Source organism: Brevibacillus sp. SIMBA_040 (genome assembly GCF_046535075.1).
Lineage (GTDB): Bacteria > Bacillota > Bacilli > Brevibacillales > Brevibacillaceae > Brevibacillus.
On the sequence record NZ_JAWRXI010000001.1, the window covers coordinates 134571 to 153485 of the forward strand.

The following is an 18915-nucleotide window of genomic DNA, read 5'->3' on the forward strand; positions in this document are numbered from 1 at the left end:
AAGAAGGAATTTAACAGAAATGGTATAGTGTAAGGAATCAAAAATTTTTTAACGCAAAAGGAAGAAGAGGAGGCGACGGGCATGAAGCATATGGAAGGGTACATAGAGGTTCCTGGAGGCAGGGTTTGGTACAGTCGTGTCGGCGATGGGGAAAAGACGCCGCTGATCGTGCTTCATGGGGGGCCTGGCAATACGCATGATCCCCTAAAGGAAGCGCTCCATGTACTGGGGGAGGACAGGCCTGTCATTTTTTACGATCAGCTCGGGTCGGGGAATTCGGATCGGCCGACTGATTCTTCCATGTGGCGAACAGAACGATTTGTAGAAGAATTCGCCTCTGTGAGAGAAGCACTCCACCTGAAAGAGGTTCATATCCTCGGTCATTCGTGGGGAACGATGCTCGCTGCTGCTTATTTGATTGACACCAAGCCTGCTGGCGTCCATAGCGTTATCTTCTCCAGCCCATGTCTAAGTAGCAAGCTATGGAAAAAAGACGCCGATGAGCTGATCGCACAATTGCCTGAAGCTGTTCAACAAACGATCGAGCATCATGAGAAGCAAGGAACTACCGATTCCAAAGAGTATCAGGACGCCATGAAGGAATACTACAGCCGGCATGTGTGCCGTCTCGATCCGCCGCCAGCGATCATGACCGAAAGCCGGAAAAAAGCGAACAAGGATGTTTATATGACGATGTGGGGACCTTCGGAGTTTTGCCCGACTGGCAATCTCAAGACCTTTGATTACACACCGAAGCTGGATCAGATTGATATTCCTTCTCTCTTTGTTTGTGGCCGCTATGACGAAGCCGCTCCTGAGTCCACTGGCTATTACCAGTCACTAGTGCCAGGCGCCAAGCTTCATATATTCGAGAACAGCTCCCATCTCGGCTATTTGGAAGAGACGGATGAGTATGTAAAGGTGGTTCGGAACTTCCTGCAAACTGTGGACAGCAAGTAAATTATCTCGATTCCGGCGCTACGAATGGCAATAAGTCATTTGAGCGTCTGACTACTCTATACTTTTGACGGAACCCAGATAATAGGAAAAAAAACGTGTCGGGTTCAACAGAGCTTACCAGCTGAAGAACCCGCGCACGTTTGGACATTGCTTTGTTTAGTTTACTTGCAGCAGCTCCTGTTCTGGCCGATGCTCGGTCTTCTTAATTTCTATTTTACGTATGCGATGCTTATCTTTCTTACGAATGGTGAACACGAGACTTTCGTGACGCCACCCGATCCCTTCCTTGAGGGATGGATTTTGACTGTACAGCCAGCCCCCGATCGTATCCAGCTGTTCTTCATCGATGCTCGCATCAAGCAAATTATTTACTTCCGAGAGCAATACCTTTCCGTCCACGATCACATGACTGTTTTCTTCCATGATCTCGATCTCCGCTTTTTCATCCGCATCAAATTCATCGCGGATTTCACCTACGATTTCCTCCAAAATATCCTCGATGGTTACCAACCCGGAAGTACCGCCATACTCATCCAGCAAAATTGCAATATGTGTTCCTTGCTTTTGCATTTTCTTCAGCAGGTCCTTAACAGGTGTCGCCTCTGAAACCGTCAGAAACGGTCGAATAAGCTGGGAAAGCGCTAAATTCGGATCGTCGGCATACTTCAGAAAGAACTCTTTGGTATGAATCATCCCGATAATATGGTCTTTGTTTTGTGAAACGATGGGAAAACGTGTATACTGCTCCTCTTTTATAATCCGCATATTTTGTTCCAAGGAAAATTCCTGATGCAAACAGACCATATCTGTTCGCGGCACCATAATTTCGCGAGCGAGCAGCTCATCAAAGACAAAAATATTGCTCACATATCCGTATTCCGATTTATTGATTTTACCGCTCTCATAGCTTTCCGCCAGGATGATGCGCAGCTCTTCCTCCGAGTGGCTTTCCTCATGCTCCTTTGTCGGCTTCATCCCAAAAGAACGGACTAGCAGAGCAGCAGAGCCGTTAAGCAGCCAGATCGCGGGGTACATCATTTTATAAAACCAGATGATCGGTTTCGCACAAAGCAAGCTGACGCCTTCTGCTTTTTGAATCGCTACCGTTTTCGGAGCCAGCTCGCCCACAACGACATGCAAAAAGGTCACGATCGAATACGCTATCAGAAATGACAGAATGGCGACAACTTGTTCAGGCAAAAATGGTTGAAGCACGGGGGTCAGTATCGATTCAATCGTAGGCTTACCCAATACTCCGAGGCCAATCGCGGTCAAGGTGATCCCCAATTGACATGCGGACAAGTAGCCATCCAAGTTGCTGATTACTTTCTGAACAGCCAGAGCGTTTTTTCTTCCTTCCATCACCATCTGGTCTACACGACTCGGCCGGAGTTTGACAATTGCAAATTCAGTTGCCACAAAAAAAGCAGTGGCGAAAATCAGAAAAGCAATCAGCAACAAATTCATGGTTAACAATATCATATCCCCTCTTCATTTTGAGTCTTACGTATTTTTATTGTACGAAACTTCGCTAAATCATATCAACGTCCGCTTATATTCGTTTTCGTCAGCATTGCGTTATTTCTGACTGTTTTACCACTTCACGTCGCTCAATCCTACGCTTGCTCTCTTGGCTTCTCTTTCTTGGGTCTCCAGTCATTGCATGATCATGCTTACACAAAAAAGTGACAGCTTGGGAACATGGATCATACCGTTCCAAACTGTCACTTTGCATAGGCGATTCATTTGGTGTTAGCTTGCAGGTTCTTTTCATAATCAGCTCTGGTTACTCCATAGACCTCTATATCTTCAAAGCTTCCCCACTTCCGTACATGCTGTGGGAAGGTACCCTCATGCTTCATCCCGACTTTTCTCATGACCTTATAAGAGGCGGTATTTTTTGTCATCGCCATTGCGAATATACGATTTAATCCCAGCTCTTCAAATCCAAATGCAACGATTCTCCGAGCAGCTTCTGTTGCGAATCCCTGCCCCCAATAAGGATGGCCAAACCAATAACCAAGTTCAGCACGCTTATGACTTTTTGAAACAAGTAAGCTCATGCATCCCATCAGCTCTTCATCTTCTTTTTTCACAATAGCAAACGTATAGCTTTCTCCCTTTTCGGCAGCGCGAAGAGTGGATTCAATCCATTGCTCTGCCACTCCCTCGGGGTAAGGGTGAGGGATGGAAAGAGTGGTGCGTGCTACTTCCTCGCTCCCTGCTAATACATGAACCATTTTGGCATCAGATTGTTCAAAGTGTCGGATCACTAATCGATCTGTTTCCAATCTAAGGCTCATCTTCTTTCCTCCATTTTTTCATCGTTCTCTATTGTTATTTCGAAAATGGTATTACATGCCACTAGCTGTGGTGAATACGCAGCAGCGCAGAGGCTTGGCTGTACTCCTCGATCAACTTTTCCACCTGCTACTCTCCTTCGTCATTATTCTTGCGACATTTATTCTTTATAGCAGAACAAATACATACAATCTTGATTTTAACCAATTATCAGTCACTCAGACAACCTTGCAACCTGTTGTAGGATATGGGGAAAAGCCCCTTACACTTTCCGTGAAACAAAAAGGGCACAGGCAATGCTTGAGTCCTTTTATTTTTTCCGACATTTCCAAAGGAGTCCAACTTTAGTTCCTTTTTATCTTTTTACTTTTTGGGTGATGATACAGGCAAAAATGAGTAAAGCACATATTGTAAGACTATGGAAAGGGGGGAGTGGAATTGGGTATCTTTAATGGCTTTGATGACTTTGCTCTGATCCTAGTGCTTTTCATTTTATTGGTAATTGTTGGATGTGATTGTGATTAATTAATAAAGAGTTTGCGAGGAGAAAAATAATGCAAAGGGAGATTACGTAGATTTTCTCCCTTTGCATTATTCCTTTACGAATCGAGGTGAGGTTGAAAATTTGGGTAAACAATCAATAAAAAAAAGTAACCGTTATACACCTGAATTTTTGGATTGGCTCAAGTTAAAAAAGATCTCAATGAAAAGGTTGCAAAAAAATCCTGTAAAGTTGGACCAGTATTATCAAGAATGGACAAAAACACAAGATAGACCAAAGAAAAAGTCGCTTTTGTCGCTCCCTAACATAAACATTGATTTTGATGCAATCGTAAACGGTATACGGATAGCAAATGAGGTTTTGAGAAGATTTCAAGGTCCTGACGGGCTTACTCCACCATCTAAAATTAATTAATAGGCTAAATGATTACCTTTCATGATCAGAGACGATTGAGCAAATTAAACCTCTTAATAAGCATCACTATTATTCAAGTAGGCCACTCAAATATCTATTGCTTGAAATAGCTAACCCGTCCCTGTTTTAATAGGAGACGGGTTTTCATCATTATTAAAAAGCAAAGCGTATCTCCTGAATTTCACTCTAGCGTCGCGGTCAGACGATCACGCGGTAGTGAAGATGAACAACGCCGCTTCGGAAGCAGCGTTCACCGAGCAGCTCGAGCCGCATGCGGAAGTTGTCCGGCAATGCTCGCTTGCCTCCCCCCAAGACGATCGGATTAACAAGCAGATGACACTCGTCGACCAGTCCCGCTCTCATCGCCTGCCCAGCAAGCTCGGGGCCGCCAATCGTAATATCGGCTTCTGAAGACTCTTTCAGCCTCAGAATCGCATCAGGATCGAATTCGCGTTCGATCCTAGTCCTGGCGCTTGAAGCCTGAAGCGTCCGGGAATACACGATCTTTTCAGCATCTCGCCAGATCTGCGCGAATTCCCGCATTACCTCCGGATGATCGCCTTTTTTGGCGCTCGCCGTCTCCCAGTACACCATCGACTCGTACATTCCACGCCCGTATAGGTAGGTGCCAATCGGCCGCTGGAAGTCAGTCCAGAACGCAAACACCTCGTCATCGGAGATCGACCACTCAATATTGCCGCGCTCGTCCTCCATGTAACCGTCCAAAGATACGTTAATAGGGTAGATCAGTTTAGCCATTTCAAACTCCCTCCAATTTCCGGTTTCCAACGTAATCAAAGCCTGCCCCTTCTGAAGTTGAACAAAGAAATGTCCATTTTTATATTAACACAATATTATAATTATTCTGTCCACTAGTTTATCGGCTATAATCCAGTGATAACAAAAAAAGGCCCGATTATCTCAGGCTTTCTTGCCCCGGCGTCAATTACGAGGCACGTCCAAACTAGATAAACCTAACAATTTGGTGATACCGCATTTACCGGAGCTCACACGCGAAAGTAGAATAATGAGTAGGGTCTTTGAATGCCACCTGCCATCCACCACCTTTGTCTTACAATCAACGAATATACATTCTTAATCTTGCTAATAACCGTAGGATAATTTCCGTCCATATCCCGCTATAAAGCAAATAAAAAAGAAATATATACATGATCGTGTCGATATGAAAGGTTTCTGTAACCGACGGACCGAGCAGACGAAAGCGAAAGCCGGACCACAGTAAAAGCTGTGGTTTTCCAACAATGTATAGAAATTTATTGCCTTCCTTTTTTAACCCATTCAGCTACCGTAACCACACGCTTGGCTTGATGTTTAACGGCATTTTGATAAGCTTCCTTATCTCCAACAATTTGATTGTTTTGATCAACAGATACACTTCTACCATAAGGATTCCCTCCGGCAGCAAACAAGGAAGCATCAGTATATCCTGGAGCAACCACGATTGCCCCCCAGTGATACATGGAGGTGTATAAGTTAAGGATAGTCGCTTCTTGACCACCGTGAGCGTTTTGAGCAGAGGTCATTGCACTTACCACTTTATTAACCGTCTTTCCATGGAACCAGATTCCACCTGTTGTATCTAAAAATTGTTTCATTTGGGCGGCAATGTTTCCGAAACGTGTAGGCGTACTGAAAATAATAGCATCAGCTTCAACGATGTCATCCGGTGTAATAACCGGAATATCGTTTGTGACTTCCACATGGGCTTTCCAAGCTAGATTCTTATCAATCACTGCTTGAGATGCCAATTCTTGCACCTTAAAGATTTTCACTTCCGCGCCTGCTTCCTTTGCCCCTTCCGCAGCCCATTGAGCTAATTGATAGTTAGTTCCGGTGGAGCTGTAATACACAATTGCAAGCTTGACAGGACTTTCGAACACTACCCACAATTTACGATTCATACCAAGGATTTAAATGAATCAATACCTCTTCAACCTCTTTCATTTCACTCATAATAGAGCCCTTTATGATTCTGCTTATATCGTGTCCCTCCTTAATCGTTAAATCATTTGAAATGCTAACTCTTACGTCCACGATCACATAATGCCCATGTTCTCTTGCTCGAATTCGGTCAATTCTTTTTACTTGTGGAATTGCACGGACAATGTTCTCAAGCTGATTCAACTTCTCAGCAGGTAAGCTTTTCTCCATTAATACTCCAATCGACTCCTCCCCCATTTCATAGGCCAACTTCATAACGAAATAGGAAACGATCACTCCGGCTAAAGGATCTCCGTATTGGGTATATAGTAAATCGTAGCGATCCCCAATTAACGCTACTCCAATCCCTACTACAGCAGCAATGGAAGCGTACACATCCGCTAAGTGATCGTTTGCGGTTGCTATCAGGCTTTTACTATTTTGTTCTCTACCAAGCCTTATACAATAGACGTACAGGCCTTGCTTCCATATTAAAGATATAATTGCAGCTACCAATGCTATGATACTAGCTTCCACTGCTGGTTCGAATAAGGCTTCTATCGACTTATAGACCATGAATAATGCGGCTAAGGCTAATATAATCGCCACAATACCAGAAGCGATAACCTCTGCTTTACCGTGACCATAAGGATGGTCTTTATCCGCCGGCTTTTTGGAAACCATAGACGATGTCAAAGCAGCAAATGTAGCAATCACATCGCCAGCATTATGAATACCATCAGCAATGAGGACTTGACTATTGAATAAAAATCCAACAACAACCTTTATCACAGTCAATACCACATTACTTATTAAACTAATCCATAATGCGAGCAATGATGATGAGAATTGCATATTACCTATCCTCCCCACTTACGAAACAACACGCTGACATATTGTACTGGATGAAATTTGAGTGAGTCTAGAGAAACAGTGTTTACTTTATTCATGCATGTAGCAGAAACGAAAATAAGTTGGATCGCCCCAAAAATTTATAAAAGAATCTTTTTCAACCCCGACAAGGTTTGAACAATATTCGTGAAATCGGAAGAATCACTGGATAAAAATGTAAGCATAAGAATATACGAATAACTATTTCAATAAAACGTAATGTTGTATACAGTAAATAGCGGTTGTGTTCGATGCATCACTCAAAAGAGAATGAACTATAGGATGAGATCGAGAAAAAGGAGAAACGGCGTTAATGAGGAAGAAGATCGTTGTCACGAATCAAGCAGAGGAACAGCAGCAACCTAAGAACGTGAAACGTTTGAACATCATATTTATACTCGTCTTCCTGATATTTTCGGCCATGGTCCTTCGCCTAGCACACATTCAAATTGCTGATGGACAAAACTATGTAAAATTGGCCAGTAAACAAAATTACAAAGAGACACCCATCACTGCTATTCGTGGAAATATCTACGACAAGAACGGAAAAATGATCGTGAACAACCGTGCTTCCTTCACAGCCGTCTTTCATGAGCTCGAAGACATGACGGGTAACGATTATTTAAATCTGGCAACGAAATTGGAAAAGGCACTAGCAGGAACTACTAAAGCCTCTTTGTTAAAAAAAATGGATGTTGGTTATGAGCTGAAGAACGGGAAAATGGAAAGAACGATGCGTCTTTCTCCAAAGTTAACTGAAAAGGATCTCAAATATGATCTGTCTCAAAAGGAAATTGCCTATCTAGAGGAGCATTTGAGTGATTTGCCTGGAGTTTCTGTCATAACAAAACCTATACGCGTCTATGATCCAAAAGAAGTCGCTGTTCAAGCCATCGGCTATGTTCGCCCCTATCATGTGGCGGAGAATCTGGGTTCTGATTTTTATCTTCAACAGAAGGACCACTACCTGCCGAATCAAATGGTTGGACTTGACGGCGTAGAGAGAAGTTATGAAGAACAGTTACGGGGAGAGAACGGATACCAAAAATATGAAGTTACGTCTGACCAGACCATCATTAAAATGGTAGAAGAGAAGGCCCCTACAAAAGGAAACGATCTGTACCTCACTATCGATGAAGATGTCCAACTGGAGATTCGCGATTTCATCAAGAATTTCATGCCAAGTTTGAGGCAAAAGGTAGACAAGGCATCACATGCAAAAGGCGCTTATGTCGTTGCAATGGAAGTGAAAACAGGGAAAATTGTAGCGATGGTCAGCTATCCAGAATACGATCCAAATGTATGGTCGAAAGGTCTTGATAGCGACACCTATGATCAAATCAAATACTCAGTAACAAACGGCACGATAAAAGAAGCCCCTTATGATGTTAGACCGAAGACAGGGAAAGAAGCCGAAGCAGAGAATTACAAACATCCTCAATCGATCGTACCGGCAGGATCTGTCGTAAAGCCCATTACAGTGCTTATGGGCATGGCTGAGAATGTCATTAGCCCATATGATAGTTGGAATGATCCTGGAGCCTACCACTACGGTCGGGGAACTGACACTATCAATAACGACCAGCATCACAACTATGGAGTACTCACTCCACAAAAGGCTTTGCAAAAGTCCTCTAACACCTACATGGCACGAATTGGGGAATTAATGTCAAGCAAATACGGCAAAGAAGCAGTAAATATCATGCAAAACTACTACCACGCGTTTGGCTTAGGCGTCCAAACAGGTATAGATTTGCCAGGTGAGAATAAAGGCAAGGAAGACTACCTTGTGATGAATAAAGATTATGGCCCACTTGCTGCTATGGTCCAGTCATCTTTCGGCCAGCAAGTCCGTTTAACTACGATACAGCTTGCTCAATATGCAGCCACTTTAGCGAACAAAGGCGTAAGGATACAACCGCAAATCGTGGAACAAATTAAGGACAGCAAAGGAAATGTGGTACAAGCCTATACTCCCAAGGTAATGAATACGATTGATCTTCCGGACCTTTATTGGAATATCGTCCATAACGGAATGTATCTAGTAACACAGCCAGGTGGAACAGCCATTAACGCATTTGCAGGATTTCCGTACAAAATCGCAGCTAAAACAGGGACCTCGGAGCAAGATATTTATACTCCGACCACTTACGTTGACAAAATGACGGGGAAAACGAAGGAAAAATGGTCAAGGTATGCCCGCATCACAAATGGCGTGCTGATTTCATTCGCACCTTTGGAGAATCCGAAGTTGGCTGTCGCCGTTGTCGTTCCTGAAGGTGGCTATGGTGGCCGATCGGCTGCCAATATTGCTAGGGCTGTTTATGACATTTACGATCAGCATGTCGGATTAGGGACGCCAGTAATAACTAACAAGTGAAACAAAATGTACTTTGAAATCTACTTAGAAAATCAAAGAGGTATTTAGGAACAAGAAACACGTTCCTGAATACCTCTTTTTACTAAACGATCGAATCCGATAGCGTAACGATTTGCTCAAAAACCTTGTTTATAATTGAATTGGCTTATAACTCAGTGCCTGTTCAACCACCTGTTCCGGTGTCAGATCATTTTCATTCCAGAATATAAGGTCACTAACTTCCGGATGTGGGACGCTTTGTTTAAGAATTTCAATCATACGATCAAATTCTTCCTCAGAGCCTTCAACGTTCATAATTTTTCCTACTAGTTCAATTAAGTCCTCTTTACTTAACTGCTTCATTTTGTGCCCCCAGTGTGTACTTTTATTTTGCCAAACACATTCAATCCTTCCATACAAAAAGGCCTGTCAAAACACAAAAAATAAAGTGTTAGGCTGGCCTGGTTTATTGAGCTATCGAACCCCGTTAGTGGAACGATAAAAAATGGCTACCGATATAAGTTATTCGTAGTTCTTACTATCGAGTAGACGTATGAGGACGTGCTATTTGATGATTTCGAGCTTATCGCCCAGCAGGACTTGTAACTGCGGAAGAACGGCATCTTTGAAAAGTAGGTTCAGATAACCACCCAATATCTGAATTATTTTCAATCATTAGAACAGAATATCTTTCATTTTTTTGCTAGGCTATGCTCGTCCCGTCAATCAGAAACTCCAAAATGTAAAAGCAACAATTTCTTATTAGAATAAAAAATATAATCATCCCAAATACCTTCATACCAGAAATTAGGCTGACATTCCACTTTATATACCGTTAGGTGCCCCTCAAAAAAATCTGATAATAAAGTAATAAAACCGTTTATGCAATGCTTTGGCTCAAACTTTACGGATGAATCAAATTGGTGATAAGGATACCCAATTTCAAAGAACCATTCATAACATGTTTTCTCTAATTTTGCTTTCCAGTCGTCAAGTGGTATCAATCTTACTTCACCTAAGTTTTTATCACCCTCTAGATTAAAGTTATATTTAAAAGCATTAAGAATATCATCATGATACTCCAGTTCAATCCATTCAAATGTATATTCATGATTTGTATGGAGATTTAATAGGGCGAAAGCTTGCAGAAAACCATTTATTTGGGCTAGCTTGATTTTATCCATTCCATCCCCACCCCATCAGATAGTATCGATACATAATGTATACCATAGTATTCCAACATATAGTGCCAGTAACTAACAATGTCTTATTGAATTATCCTGCCCATTAGCTTAACAAGGCTTCGGATCACCTCCAGAAGCCTCTGTTGTTTTGGTAAGCTATCGTACCCGTTAGTTCTTAGTTAGCACTCATCTTGAACAGAGTATGATTTGCCCCATTGCATGAATTTCTCCCAAATAAATTCATCAAATACGGCGTCTTTATCTAGTTGATAGTACTCCCCAAGTTCTTTCCATTCCAAATAATCAAAATTAGACGGGTATCGACGAACACTAATAGGCTCAATTAGAAATCCTTCAAACGCCATTTCATATTCAGCATGCTTATAAAAATGCATGACTTCCTCGAGATCATTACTAGTTAACAGTTCTTTAGAAGAAAGAATACTATTTTCTAGACGTTGTTCAAAAAATCTCATTACCATCCTCCTAATCGGGTTCGTTTTACAGTATCGGATACCATATTTCTTAAAATATCTTGCCCGTTATTTCAATAAAACAAGGAGCAGCTGCGGTAGCATCCTACTCTCTGGGTATTCCACTAACGATACCGGGAAGGATGATCATGAGATTTGGGCCAGGGCAGAGCAATAGCGACAGGTCCTATTCCAGCAGTTCTTTGGCTCCGTTCATCACTAAGGGCATAGTCTGTTTAACGAATGATTCCGCACTTATTCGACGCCCCTCATTGTTCCAAACGTAAGCCGCCCCATAAATCCCCCAACTTAACATGATAGAAGCAGTATTTATTAAGAATTGCGCGTTTGGAGTCGCTAGCATCTTGTCTTTGTTTATAAAGGAAAGAAGTATCGTTTGAATTTTTTCCTTTATTTGAATTTCGAATACAGGTACAAGCGATGTATTTCTTCTTTTGCACATAGTGCTTAGACCCTCGTGAAATTCGCATACCCCCAGAAAAATACTCTGAATTGTTTCTTCATTTAATACTTCGTGACCGCTTATTCTACGATTAATGATTGTCAAAAATGATTCCATTAGTCTGGCCTCAAGAATTTCAAATTTATCTACAAAGTGCGCATAAAAAGTCGCCCTGTTAACAGTAGCCCTCTCTGCAATATCCCTAACGGTTATCGATTCAAAGTCTTTTTCTTGAATTAATGAAGCAAAAGCGTCTTGAAGGAGTCGCCGTGTACGTATCACGCGAGGGTCAGCTTCATTCTTTTTAATTGTCATGGTTAAGATCTCCCCAGTAAAACGACATTATAGAAATGATGTTGTCTATACAACGGTTTATGGTTATTGATGATTGCGTACCATTCGGTTGTTATTATAGCATACAAATACAACACGTGTTGTTCAAGCAACTAATGTTGTATTGAAACAAAACAGGAGAGTGAATTATGAAGAGCACATGGAAAGTATACGTTCTAGCCTTGATCAGCTTTTTAGTTGGAACATCCAATTACATCATTTCCGGGATATTAGACCGAATCGCAGGGACGTTGGGAACAAGCGTTGCGGCAGCAGGCCAGCTCATTACGGTTTATTCCCTGGCCTATGCGGTCGGCACGCCTATTTTGATGGCACTGACGGCCAAGATGGACCGGCGTAAGCTCCTACTTTATTCGCTGGGCCTCTTTATTGCCGCAAATCTGCTCACATTTATATTGTCCGGCTTCGGTTTCTTCATTGCCGCTAGAATCGTTACGGCGTTAGGCGCCGGGGTGGTCACAGTTAACGCGCTCAGCATCGCTGCCAAAATCGCTCCGCTAGGTAAGCAGGCCAGCGCCATCGCCAACGTGACTATGGGCATTACCGCATCGCTCATCATCGGCGTCCCGCTCGGCAGAATGGTAGCCTCGGCTTTTGGCTGGAAAGCGGTATTTCTGGCTATCGCAATTGTCGGGGGCTTGGCCATGCTTGTCATTGCTGCGGTTATACCACGCATGCAGGGCGACAAGCCTGTCCCTTTGATCAAACAATTTGCTTTGTTAAAAAAACCTCAGGTTTTGGTTGCTTTAGCGATTACTTTTTTCTGGTTGGGAGGATATTCCCTCGCCTATACTTACTTATCCCCTTTTCTGCTAGAGGTGACTCATTTAAATGAATCATTGATTAGCGCAGCTCTGTTCGTGTTCGGCGTTGCTAGTTTGATTGGCTCGAAAGTCGGCGGCTACAGTGCGGATAAACGGGGCATCAAATACACGCTCGTATCAGGGATGGTGCTTCACGTCATTTCGTTAATTTTGCTATCCTTAGTCGGACAGTCGGTCATTGCTGTATTCGCCATTTTGATCCTCTGGTCTTTTTCCGCTTGGTCATCCGCTCCCGCGCAGCAATTTAACCTGGTTTCGCTTGTTCCTGAATCCTCGGGCGTCATGCTGAGCTTGAACAGTTCCATGATGCAGCTAGCCATGGCTGTCGGTGCAGGAATCGGCGGGCTGATCGTTAACCGTATTTCTTTGGCATCCATTACCTGGTTCGGGGTACTCGGCGTACTCATCGCCATCATTGCCGTGTTTGTATTGTCTAGTATGGCATCACGGCATTCGGTGGTTCAATCAGCGGATTAAGGGTATGCTAACCATGTAATATTTGATAAAGGTGTTCTGTGAAAATAAAGTTTTAGACTTGAGTCGTTGAGTTAACAACGTTTTTGAATTAAAAAATCATCAGCTTCTTAAAAATAAGTTTTAGACTGGGTCCAATAAATAAAGCAGCGACAGAACAAGACTTGATAAATAAAGTCTTAGACTGCCGCTGTTGTTGTTCAATTATCGATCCCGTTAGTGCAATAACACGTTTCGATCTACACCAGTTTTCTTTTTTTACTCCTCTGTTTAACACCAACAATTATCAATAGAATTACAGAGACTATCAAGATGACCGTAGATATTAATTTTGATAATGATTCCCACGCTTTTAATTCGTAAAGATCATCGATTGCTGTATATATGTTAGTCGTTCCCAAACAATAACTGGCTTTTAGATATTCCTTAGTTTGTTCATTGTCGGTTCCATAGTTAGCATAAACAATATAAGTTGATCCCTCTTTAAATTGAATGCCACAGGAACCAAGATCATCTTTTAGGGTCAGAACCTCTGTTCGGGAGAGAAAAAACAAAAGTAAATAAAATAAACCATATCGTTAAGGACTTCCAGATATTCGACACCAACCTTCTTGTATTCACGAAAACGCCCAGCCCTAGATAGCTCTTATCTTAGGCTGGGCCGTTTGTTGTCTGAGCTTCTTCCTAGATTATACATCTGACAACCAAGGGGTGGTAGCCCCGCAGCGTGAATACAGTGTTATGCGCCGTTACAGTCTTCGAAGCATCACCTAAAAACCTTTGATCAAGATTCCAACTCTATTTTTTACTTTGGTATAAAAACTCAACTTCACGATCTAGCAAATATCGGTATTCAAATAATTGCATTGTTCTTTCCCTAATTCTCTCCCGTATAACCCTGCCTAGGCTTACCGATCCTTGTGATCCAAGGTAACGATTATCAATAAATGTCTTCTCTACAAATTTTGTTTCCCTTAAGTGATACTGTAACCATTCTTTCTGCGATTCAATTAGTGCTTCTCTTGATTCTCTATCCAACTTAGAAAGAAGCTTTGTATATATTTGATTCAACTCTTTATCCCAAATCTCTGTATATTTGCTTTCCAATGCCCCCCATGCCAATGTTGTAATAATCTCTTTGGAATTTTGAAATTCATTAAATTCCACTTCATAATCATGATCTATAGGATTTCGAAGCATTTCATCATAAAATTCTCCTTTCAATTCATAGTTCCCAATGTTCATGGACAACACTTCATTGTTAGAAGGATCTGATCGACCTTCAGTTTTTTCTTTCGATTCTGTTCCATTACCTGTACTCACTACATCAGGAGGCAGTTCAGAATTCATTATTGATTTAGTTTCGCCGTTCAAAGTAGTCGATTGACTAATATTTTGACAAGATGAAAACATTATCGTAATAAAAAATAGTAACAGTATCTTACCTTTCATAAATTATCTCCTTAAATATTATCTTTAATATTTACCGGTAATGGCGCATAACGTCTTATTCACGAACTTTGTAAATAATCCCATATGTAGGGTATTCGCGAAAACTTTTGAACCATCCTGCCAGTTACTTCAACGGAAAACGACAGCCGATCGTCTAGCGGCTGCCGTCTTTTTATTTTTGAACTATCGTACCCGTAAGTTTAATACATTTTTTATTATGTGTTGAGAAGTTCCTTTAACGATTCCGTATTATTGCTTGTCAAAACTGGAATAAATTCAGTTATTTTTTCAATATCCCATTCCCACCACTTCAAAGTATTGAGAATATCAATCGTTTCCTCGTCAAATCTATAACGTATTAATTTTGCAGGGTTCCCTCCTACAATAGAATAAGACGGAACATCTTTGGTTACTACAGCATTTGTTGCAATTATGGCACCATCACCTATATGAATACCTGGCATAATTGTAGCATTATAACCTATCCAAACATCGTTTCCTATAACTGTATCACCTTTGAATCCACCACTTAAATTCTTTAATCCGACTTCCCAATCTCCACCAAATGCCCCAAAAGGAAAAGTTGTAAATGAATTTGTATTATGATTCGCACCATTCATAATAAATTTAGCGGTAGATGCAATAGCACAAAACTTTCCGATTTTCAGTTTATCTCCTATAAAGTCAAAATGATAAAGGACGTTTTTCTCAAAACCTAAAGGGTTATTCAAGTCGTCGTAATAGGTATAATCCCCAACTTCAATATTTGGATTAATCACTACATTTTTTAAAAAACAAAGGCTTCTGATATTTTTCATCGGAAAAACACTATTTATATCTGGACCCATCATTTTCCCAACCTTTCGCAAAACCCTTTACCTTATTTTCACATTATACTATACTCCATTTCACAAAACTCCCCGTTAGTTTAATGGCCCCCAGTCTAAAACTTTAGAGGGACGTTTCGGATACCCCAATATTTCAAACGGCGGCAGCCCTGAATGAGAAAATAGAGTCATAGACTGCCGCTGTCTTGTTGAACTAATGTTCCCCGTTAGCCATACCTCCAGCGCAAAAGCCTTGGTGATCAGCCAAGCAGTTAACGAACGGGCGTATAGCGGAGCACCACGACGCCGGAGCCGAAGGGTTTGGTCTCGGTCAGCTTCAGATTCAGTCGATCACGAACTCCCCCCAATAATTGGGGGCCATGTCCGGCAACGATTGGCTGTACCAGGAAGTGATACTCATCCACCAAGCCTAGTTGTGCCAGGGTGGAACCGAGGCCGGGACCGCCGTTAACGACTAGGTTCTTCCCTTCTGCCGTAAGCTGTGGCACCTCCTCGGAAACAGGCCCCTTCAACAAGAAAGAGTTCTGCCACGACACGTGATTCAGCGTCCGCGAGAAGACGTACTTGGGTTTCTGATCGAGCTTGCGTGCGAAGTCGACCAAGAATTGAGGTCCGTCGCCGCTGCTGGCAATGGCTGGCCAAGCACTTTCCATCAGCTGGTAGATTTCACGTCCGAAAAGCAGGCCATCGGACTGGTCCATCAGGTCCACCGTATACTGGTGGAGCTCCTCATCCGCAATCACCTGCGTGTGGTCACAGCAACCGTCCAGTGTCACATTCATCATCAGGATTACACGTCCCATATGCAGCCTCCTTATGTCTACATTTTATCATCCAAAAGCAGCCCGGTTTCTCAAGGATTGCTAGTGTGCACAGTCCGGGCCAGACCGAATACAACTTTAGTAAAACGGAGGTTGGTAAATTAAAAAACACTTACTTAAAGCAAAACCCTTTTTTTCTGTCTAAACTAACTCTTCAATTTTTTCTCTTTAATTTTTCTTCTATAGTTGATCGTTCTAAAGTTCGAGTTTCCATATACCCTTTGATCATGTCGTCATCTTCATAAACGTGTACTTCACATGTTAGTAGATTACCTTCTATTGAAAAATCAGCTACTTCTTCCTTAACAGGGAGTTCCAGAATCGGAGTGAGCTCAAGTGTTGTTAAATTTAGGTGATAGAGATTACCTCCACGAGTTACCGTACCATGCACAAACCCAATCGTCGTTAAAACCGAATCATTGTCATACCATGCAATTTCCTTAGCTGTCCATTGAAAACCATGATTAAAATCGATATTCTCGATTGTATTACTGGCAAGCTCTTTCAATACAATTGTTCCATTCGCTTCAAATTCTCCAAGCCCTTCAATCATCACTTGTTTTTCACCATTCGGCGACGAAATCCATGCATTTGGATCATCAGGTTCCTTTTCTCGTTGAACTCGCTTAAATTCATACGGAACTTCAATTACAGCAATAAAATTTGCTTTTTTAGTTGGCCATTTGGCTTCGATATTGTAAACATAAAGCCCCGTTTCATATGGGATTGAGAAACTATTTAATTTTAGTGGTACATTCTTATCCCAAAGATAAACCGAAACGTTTGGATCATTGTCAATATGAATAGTAGCGGTTTCGTTAGGGCTTGCTACAATAGACGGTCGTTGTTTAGCATATTCTAACAGAGGTATTGCTTCATATCCTTCTTCATTCAATATCAGTTCATTTTCAGTTTTGCCAATTGTTATAGTCCCTTTATCAATTGTGATTGCCTCTACTTCGTCAATCGATGCTTCTGTTTCTCCATTTTCCATTCCAAGACAACCCGAAAGTATAAGAGTAAGGAGTAGCATAAACATATTTTTTTTCATCTCTTCACATCCTTAAACATATTTACTTAAAAACAAATTAAAATTCAAATGCGGTAATCAAATACCTGCTCAATCCCAGTGCTTTTCCATGGCTTCTTCACATCGAGAAAAGCCATTTCTTGAATAAAACTGTACGCTATCGCTACTTGGCCAAAGTATAAGAAACTCGACTTCATTCTCTTTTGACCATTTTTCCATTGCACTATGAATTTTTGATCCGATACCTTGGTTTCTAAAAGCAGGGCGAGTGTAAACATTGGTAACATAGCCGTAATATGGATCTGGGGATTTCCCTGGCCTTGGAACTTTATGTATTAATTGCAGATACATATGTGAGACAAGACTTCCATCAACTTCTGCAATCCAAATATACCAATCTCCGCTTTTGATCGCTTTTTCCAAGAATCCACTACAAACCTGGTGAAATTCCTCAAATGTAACTGTGTTATTCGTATATTCCTCTTCTGAGAAGTCCCAACGCATTTGAACAAGTTGCGGTACATCCTCAAACGTAGCCAAACGAACAAGTGTCATGCATTCACCCCTTGACTTATAAATATCATCAAGATTTTTTATTATGTCTTGCGGAAACTTGCCCGTTAGCTGCTCCCTTGCTATTTCATGTGCCAATTTTACCAATTATTGATACATGACGTAAAAGAGGATTTCGTCCTGCCCGATTAGCAGAGCAAGGCAGCAGATCGAATCACCGGTTGCCTCGTCTTAGTTACTTATTTACCTATCGTACAGATAACGAAGTCAAGGATTTTTTCAAATGACTACTCCCAGTTTCGAGAGAACCCGATCCATTTCATGAAAATGTTGTTCGTCACTTGAAGCATACATTAAAATGCTATCGTCCCTAGGTTAAAAAAGAAGACTTCGATAATACTTTATACTCTAAAGATCCAGCCCAAGCGACATTTGGAGGTAAAAATTATAACGAGGTATTAATCATTAAAACTTTCGACCGTCGTCAAAACGTGCTTGGGAATTCAGGACGCGCAATGATTGAGGCGCTGATCTCCGGCGAGACGAATCCCGATAAATTGTCGGAACTGGCGAAACGGAAGCTCAAAAGCAAAAAAGAGGCTTTAAAACGCGCTCTAAACGGGTTAGTAGGTAATCATCAGAAGTTAATGCTTAGTGCCCAACTTCGACACATCGACTCTTTGGACGAAGAGATTGGCAGGCTGGATGAAGAAATAAAGAGGGGCATGCTCCCTTTTGAGAATGAACTGACTCTGCTCGACACGATCCCCGGCGTAGCAAGACGGACTGCAGAAACAATTGCAGCTGAAATTGGCGTGAATATGGATCAGTTTCCCTCTGCTGCTCACTTGTGCTCATGGGCAGGGTTATGCCCAGGTCAGAACGAAAGAAACGTACTTATCCAGCCAGTACCATCGTATTGCGGCACGTCGGGGATCGAATCGAGCTGCCATTGCTGTAGCTCACAGTATTTTGTCCATGGTCTACTATATTCTCAAACGGAAACAGCCCTATATCGAACTAGGTCCGACCTATTATGAGCAACGAAAACGCAATCGATTGATTCAACAGCCTCCTAATATCCATAGCTCAATTTCAATAGGCACTTCTT

The 18915-nt window shown here is 41.8% G+C and carries 19 protein-coding genes and 1 pseudogene; 6 read left to right on the forward strand and 14 right to left on the reverse strand.

Annotation, left to right across the window (positions count from 1 at the left end; genetic code table 11):
• The first annotated feature begins 81 nt into the window (after window positions 1-81).
• Complete coding sequence (locus SB752_RS00660; RefSeq protein WP_410713834.1) at window positions 82-960, forward strand: proline iminopeptidase-family hydrolase; 879 nt, start codon at window positions 82-84, stop codon at window positions 958-960.
• A 156-nt stretch (window positions 961-1116) separates the two neighbouring features.
• Here the strand turns inward: SB752_RS00660 and SB752_RS00665 are convergent, their stop codons facing one another.
• Window positions 1117-2427 (reverse strand): hemolysin family protein, encoded by a 1311-nt coding sequence (locus SB752_RS00665; protein WP_410714257.1) that lies wholly within the window; start codon window positions 2425-2427, stop codon window positions 1117-1119.
• 275 nt (window positions 2428-2702) lie between these two features.
• Window positions 2703-3263: a GNAT family N-acetyltransferase gene (locus tag SB752_RS00670; protein ID WP_410713835.1), complete on the reverse strand. Its 561-nt coding sequence runs from the start codon at window positions 3261-3263 to the stop codon at window positions 2703-2705.
• Between the two features lie 430 nt (window positions 3264-3693).
• On the opposite strand from SB752_RS00670, the gene SB752_RS00675 reads away from it, so the two are divergent.
• Together SB752_RS00675 and SB752_RS00680 are read left to right on the forward strand one after the other, a co-directional pair.
• Window positions 3694-3786 carry a YjcZ family sporulation protein gene (locus SB752_RS00675; protein ID WP_213022059.1) on the forward strand — a complete coding sequence of 31 codons (93 nt, stop codon included), beginning with the start codon at window positions 3694-3696 and terminating at the stop codon, window positions 3784-3786.
• A 100-nt stretch (window positions 3787-3886) separates the two neighbouring features.
• Window positions 3887-4177, forward strand: a complete 291-nt coding sequence (locus tag SB752_RS00680) for a hypothetical protein (protein WP_410713836.1) — start codon at window positions 3887-3889, stop codon at window positions 4175-4177.
• Window positions 4178-4375: 198 nt separating this feature from the next.
• Here SB752_RS00680 and SB752_RS00685 read toward each other — a convergent pair whose 3' ends face one another.
• The 3 genes from SB752_RS00685 to SB752_RS00695 form a co-directional block, all read right to left on the reverse strand.
• On the reverse strand, window positions 4376-4936 hold the full coding sequence (locus SB752_RS00685; protein WP_410713837.1) for a dihydrofolate reductase family protein: 561 nt from the start codon (window positions 4934-4936) through the stop codon (window positions 4376-4378).
• Window positions 4937-5451: 515 nt separating this feature from the next.
• Window positions 5452-6099 (reverse strand): NAD(P)H:quinone oxidoreductase, encoded by a 648-nt coding sequence (gene wrbA / locus SB752_RS00690; protein WP_410713838.1) that lies wholly within the window; start codon window positions 6097-6099, stop codon window positions 5452-5454.
• Entirely contained in the window at window positions 6089-6973 is an 885-nt protein-coding gene (locus tag SB752_RS00695) for a cation diffusion facilitator family transporter (protein WP_410713839.1), read from the reverse strand. Before SB752_RS00695 ends, wrbA begins: the two co-directional genes overlap by 11 nt.
• A 349-nt stretch (window positions 6974-7322) precedes the next feature.
• Between SB752_RS00695 and SB752_RS00700 the strand changes: the two genes are divergently transcribed.
• Window positions 7323-9389, forward strand: a complete 2067-nt coding sequence (locus SB752_RS00700; RefSeq protein WP_410713840.1) for a peptidoglycan D,D-transpeptidase FtsI family protein — start codon at window positions 7323-7325, stop codon at window positions 9387-9389.
• Between the two features lie 129 nt (window positions 9390-9518).
• On the opposite strand, the gene SB752_RS00705 is transcribed toward SB752_RS00700, so the two are convergent.
• From SB752_RS00705 to SB752_RS00720, 4 genes are all read right to left on the reverse strand, one after another.
• The gene (locus SB752_RS00705; RefSeq protein ID WP_410713841.1) at window positions 9519-9731 is read right to left on the reverse strand and encodes a bacteriocin immunity protein; all 213 of its coding nucleotides are present in this window, start codon (window positions 9729-9731) and stop codon (window positions 9519-9521) included.
• A 359-nt stretch (window positions 9732-10090) separates the two neighbouring features.
• Window positions 10091-10552: a hypothetical protein gene (locus tag SB752_RS00710; RefSeq protein WP_410713842.1), complete on the reverse strand. Its 462-nt coding sequence runs from the start codon at window positions 10550-10552 to the stop codon at window positions 10091-10093.
• A gap of 179 nt (window positions 10553-10731) precedes the next feature.
• On the reverse strand, window positions 10732-11028 hold the full coding sequence (locus SB752_RS00715; protein ID WP_410713843.1) for a hypothetical protein: 297 nt from the start codon (window positions 11026-11028) through the stop codon (window positions 10732-10734).
• A gap of 184 nt (window positions 11029-11212) precedes the next feature.
• Window positions 11213-11803, reverse strand: a complete 591-nt coding sequence (locus tag SB752_RS00720; RefSeq protein ID WP_410713844.1) for a TetR/AcrR family transcriptional regulator — start codon at window positions 11801-11803, stop codon at window positions 11213-11215.
• A gap of 167 nt (window positions 11804-11970) precedes the next feature.
• Between SB752_RS00720 and SB752_RS00725 the strand changes: the two genes are divergently transcribed.
• Window positions 11971-13143 (forward strand): MFS transporter, encoded by a 1173-nt coding sequence (locus tag SB752_RS00725; RefSeq protein ID WP_410713845.1) that lies wholly within the window; start codon window positions 11971-11973, stop codon window positions 13141-13143.
• A 795-nt stretch (window positions 13144-13938) separates the two neighbouring features.
• Here the strand turns inward: SB752_RS00725 and SB752_RS00730 are convergent.
• From SB752_RS00730 to SB752_RS00750, 5 genes are all read right to left on the reverse strand, one after another.
• Window positions 13939-14592, reverse strand: a complete 654-nt coding sequence (locus tag SB752_RS00730) for a lysozyme inhibitor LprI family protein (RefSeq protein ID WP_410713846.1) — start codon at window positions 14590-14592, stop codon at window positions 13939-13941.
• A gap of 215 nt (window positions 14593-14807) precedes the next feature.
• Window positions 14808-15443 carry a CatB-related O-acetyltransferase gene (locus SB752_RS00735; protein ID WP_410713847.1) on the reverse strand — a complete coding sequence of 212 codons (636 nt, stop codon included), beginning with the start codon at window positions 15441-15443 and terminating at the stop codon, window positions 14808-14810.
• 248 nt (window positions 15444-15691) lie between these two features.
• On the reverse strand, window positions 15692-16243 hold the full coding sequence (locus tag SB752_RS00740; protein WP_410713848.1) for a dihydrofolate reductase family protein: 552 nt from the start codon (window positions 16241-16243) through the stop codon (window positions 15692-15694).
• 172 nt (window positions 16244-16415) lie between these two features.
• A complete protein-coding gene (locus SB752_RS00745) occupies window positions 16416-17312 on the reverse strand; it encodes a DUF4652 domain-containing protein (protein ID WP_410713849.1) in 897 nt (298 codons plus the stop codon).
• A 69-nt stretch (window positions 17313-17381) separates the two neighbouring features.
• Window positions 17382-17846, reverse strand: a complete 465-nt coding sequence (locus tag SB752_RS00750; protein WP_410713850.1) for a GNAT family N-acetyltransferase — start codon at window positions 17844-17846, stop codon at window positions 17382-17384.
• Window positions 17847-18268: 422 nt separating this feature from the next.
• Here SB752_RS00750 and SB752_RS00755 point away from each other — a divergent pair.
• A pseudogene (locus tag SB752_RS00755) lies at window positions 18269-18875 on the forward strand (transposase); the annotation flags it as partial.
• Window positions 18876-18915 lie beyond the last annotated feature (40 nt).

Excerpts from the sequence above, each read along its gene's own strand:
- SB752_RS00720 (WP_410713844.1), bottom strand. The coding sequence starts at position 11,803 with ATGACAATTAAAAAGAATGAAGCTGACCCTCGCGTGATACGTACACGG.
- SB752_RS00685 (WP_410713837.1), bottom strand. The coding sequence starts at position 4,936 with ATGGCTAAACTGATCTACCCTATTAACGTATCTTTGGACGGTTACATG.
- SB752_RS00745 (WP_410713849.1), bottom strand. The coding sequence starts at position 17,312 with ATGAAAAAAAATATGTTTATGCTACTCCTTACTCTTATACTTTCGGGT.
- SB752_RS00695 (WP_410713839.1), bottom strand. The coding sequence starts at position 6,973 with ATGCAATTCTCATCATCATTGCTCGCATTATGGATTAGTTTAATAAGT.
- SB752_RS00660 (WP_410713834.1), top strand. The coding sequence starts at position 82 with ATGAAGCATATGGAAGGGTACATAGAGGTTCCTGGAGGCAGGGTTTGG.
- wrbA (WP_410713838.1), bottom strand. The coding sequence starts at position 6,099 with ATGAATCGTAAATTGTGGGTAGTGTTCGAAAGTCCTGTCAAGCTTGCA.
- SB752_RS00710 (WP_410713842.1), bottom strand. The coding sequence starts at position 10,552 with ATGGATAAAATCAAGCTAGCCCAAATAAATGGTTTTCTGCAAGCTTTC.
- SB752_RS00715 (WP_410713843.1), bottom strand. The coding sequence starts at position 11,028 with ATGAGATTTTTTGAACAACGTCTAGAAAATAGTATTCTTTCTTCTAAA.
- SB752_RS00700 (WP_410713840.1), top strand. The coding sequence starts at position 7,323 with ATGAGGAAGAAGATCGTTGTCACGAATCAAGCAGAGGAACAGCAGCAA.
- SB752_RS00725 (WP_410713845.1), top strand. The coding sequence starts at position 11,971 with ATGAAGAGCACATGGAAAGTATACGTTCTAGCCTTGATCAGCTTTTTA.
- SB752_RS00735 (WP_410713847.1), bottom strand. The coding sequence starts at position 15,443 with ATGATGGGTCCAGATATAAATAGTGTTTTTCCGATGAAAAATATCAGA.
- SB752_RS00705 (WP_410713841.1), bottom strand. The coding sequence starts at position 9,731 with ATGAAGCAGTTAAGTAAAGAGGACTTAATTGAACTAGTAGGAAAAATT.
- SB752_RS00670 (WP_410713835.1), bottom strand. The coding sequence starts at position 3,263 with ATGAGCCTTAGATTGGAAACAGATCGATTAGTGATCCGACACTTTGAA.
- SB752_RS00750 (WP_410713850.1), bottom strand. The coding sequence starts at position 17,846 with ATGACACTTGTTCGTTTGGCTACGTTTGAGGATGTACCGCAACTTGTT.
- SB752_RS00730 (WP_410713846.1), bottom strand. The coding sequence starts at position 14,592 with ATGAAAGGTAAGATACTGTTACTATTTTTTATTACGATAATGTTTTCA.
- SB752_RS00740 (WP_410713848.1), bottom strand. The coding sequence starts at position 16,243 with ATGGGACGTGTAATCCTGATGATGAATGTGACACTGGACGGTTGCTGT.
- SB752_RS00665 (WP_410714257.1), bottom strand. The coding sequence starts at position 2,427 with ATGAATTTGTTGCTGATTGCTTTTCTGATTTTCGCCACTGCTTTTTTT.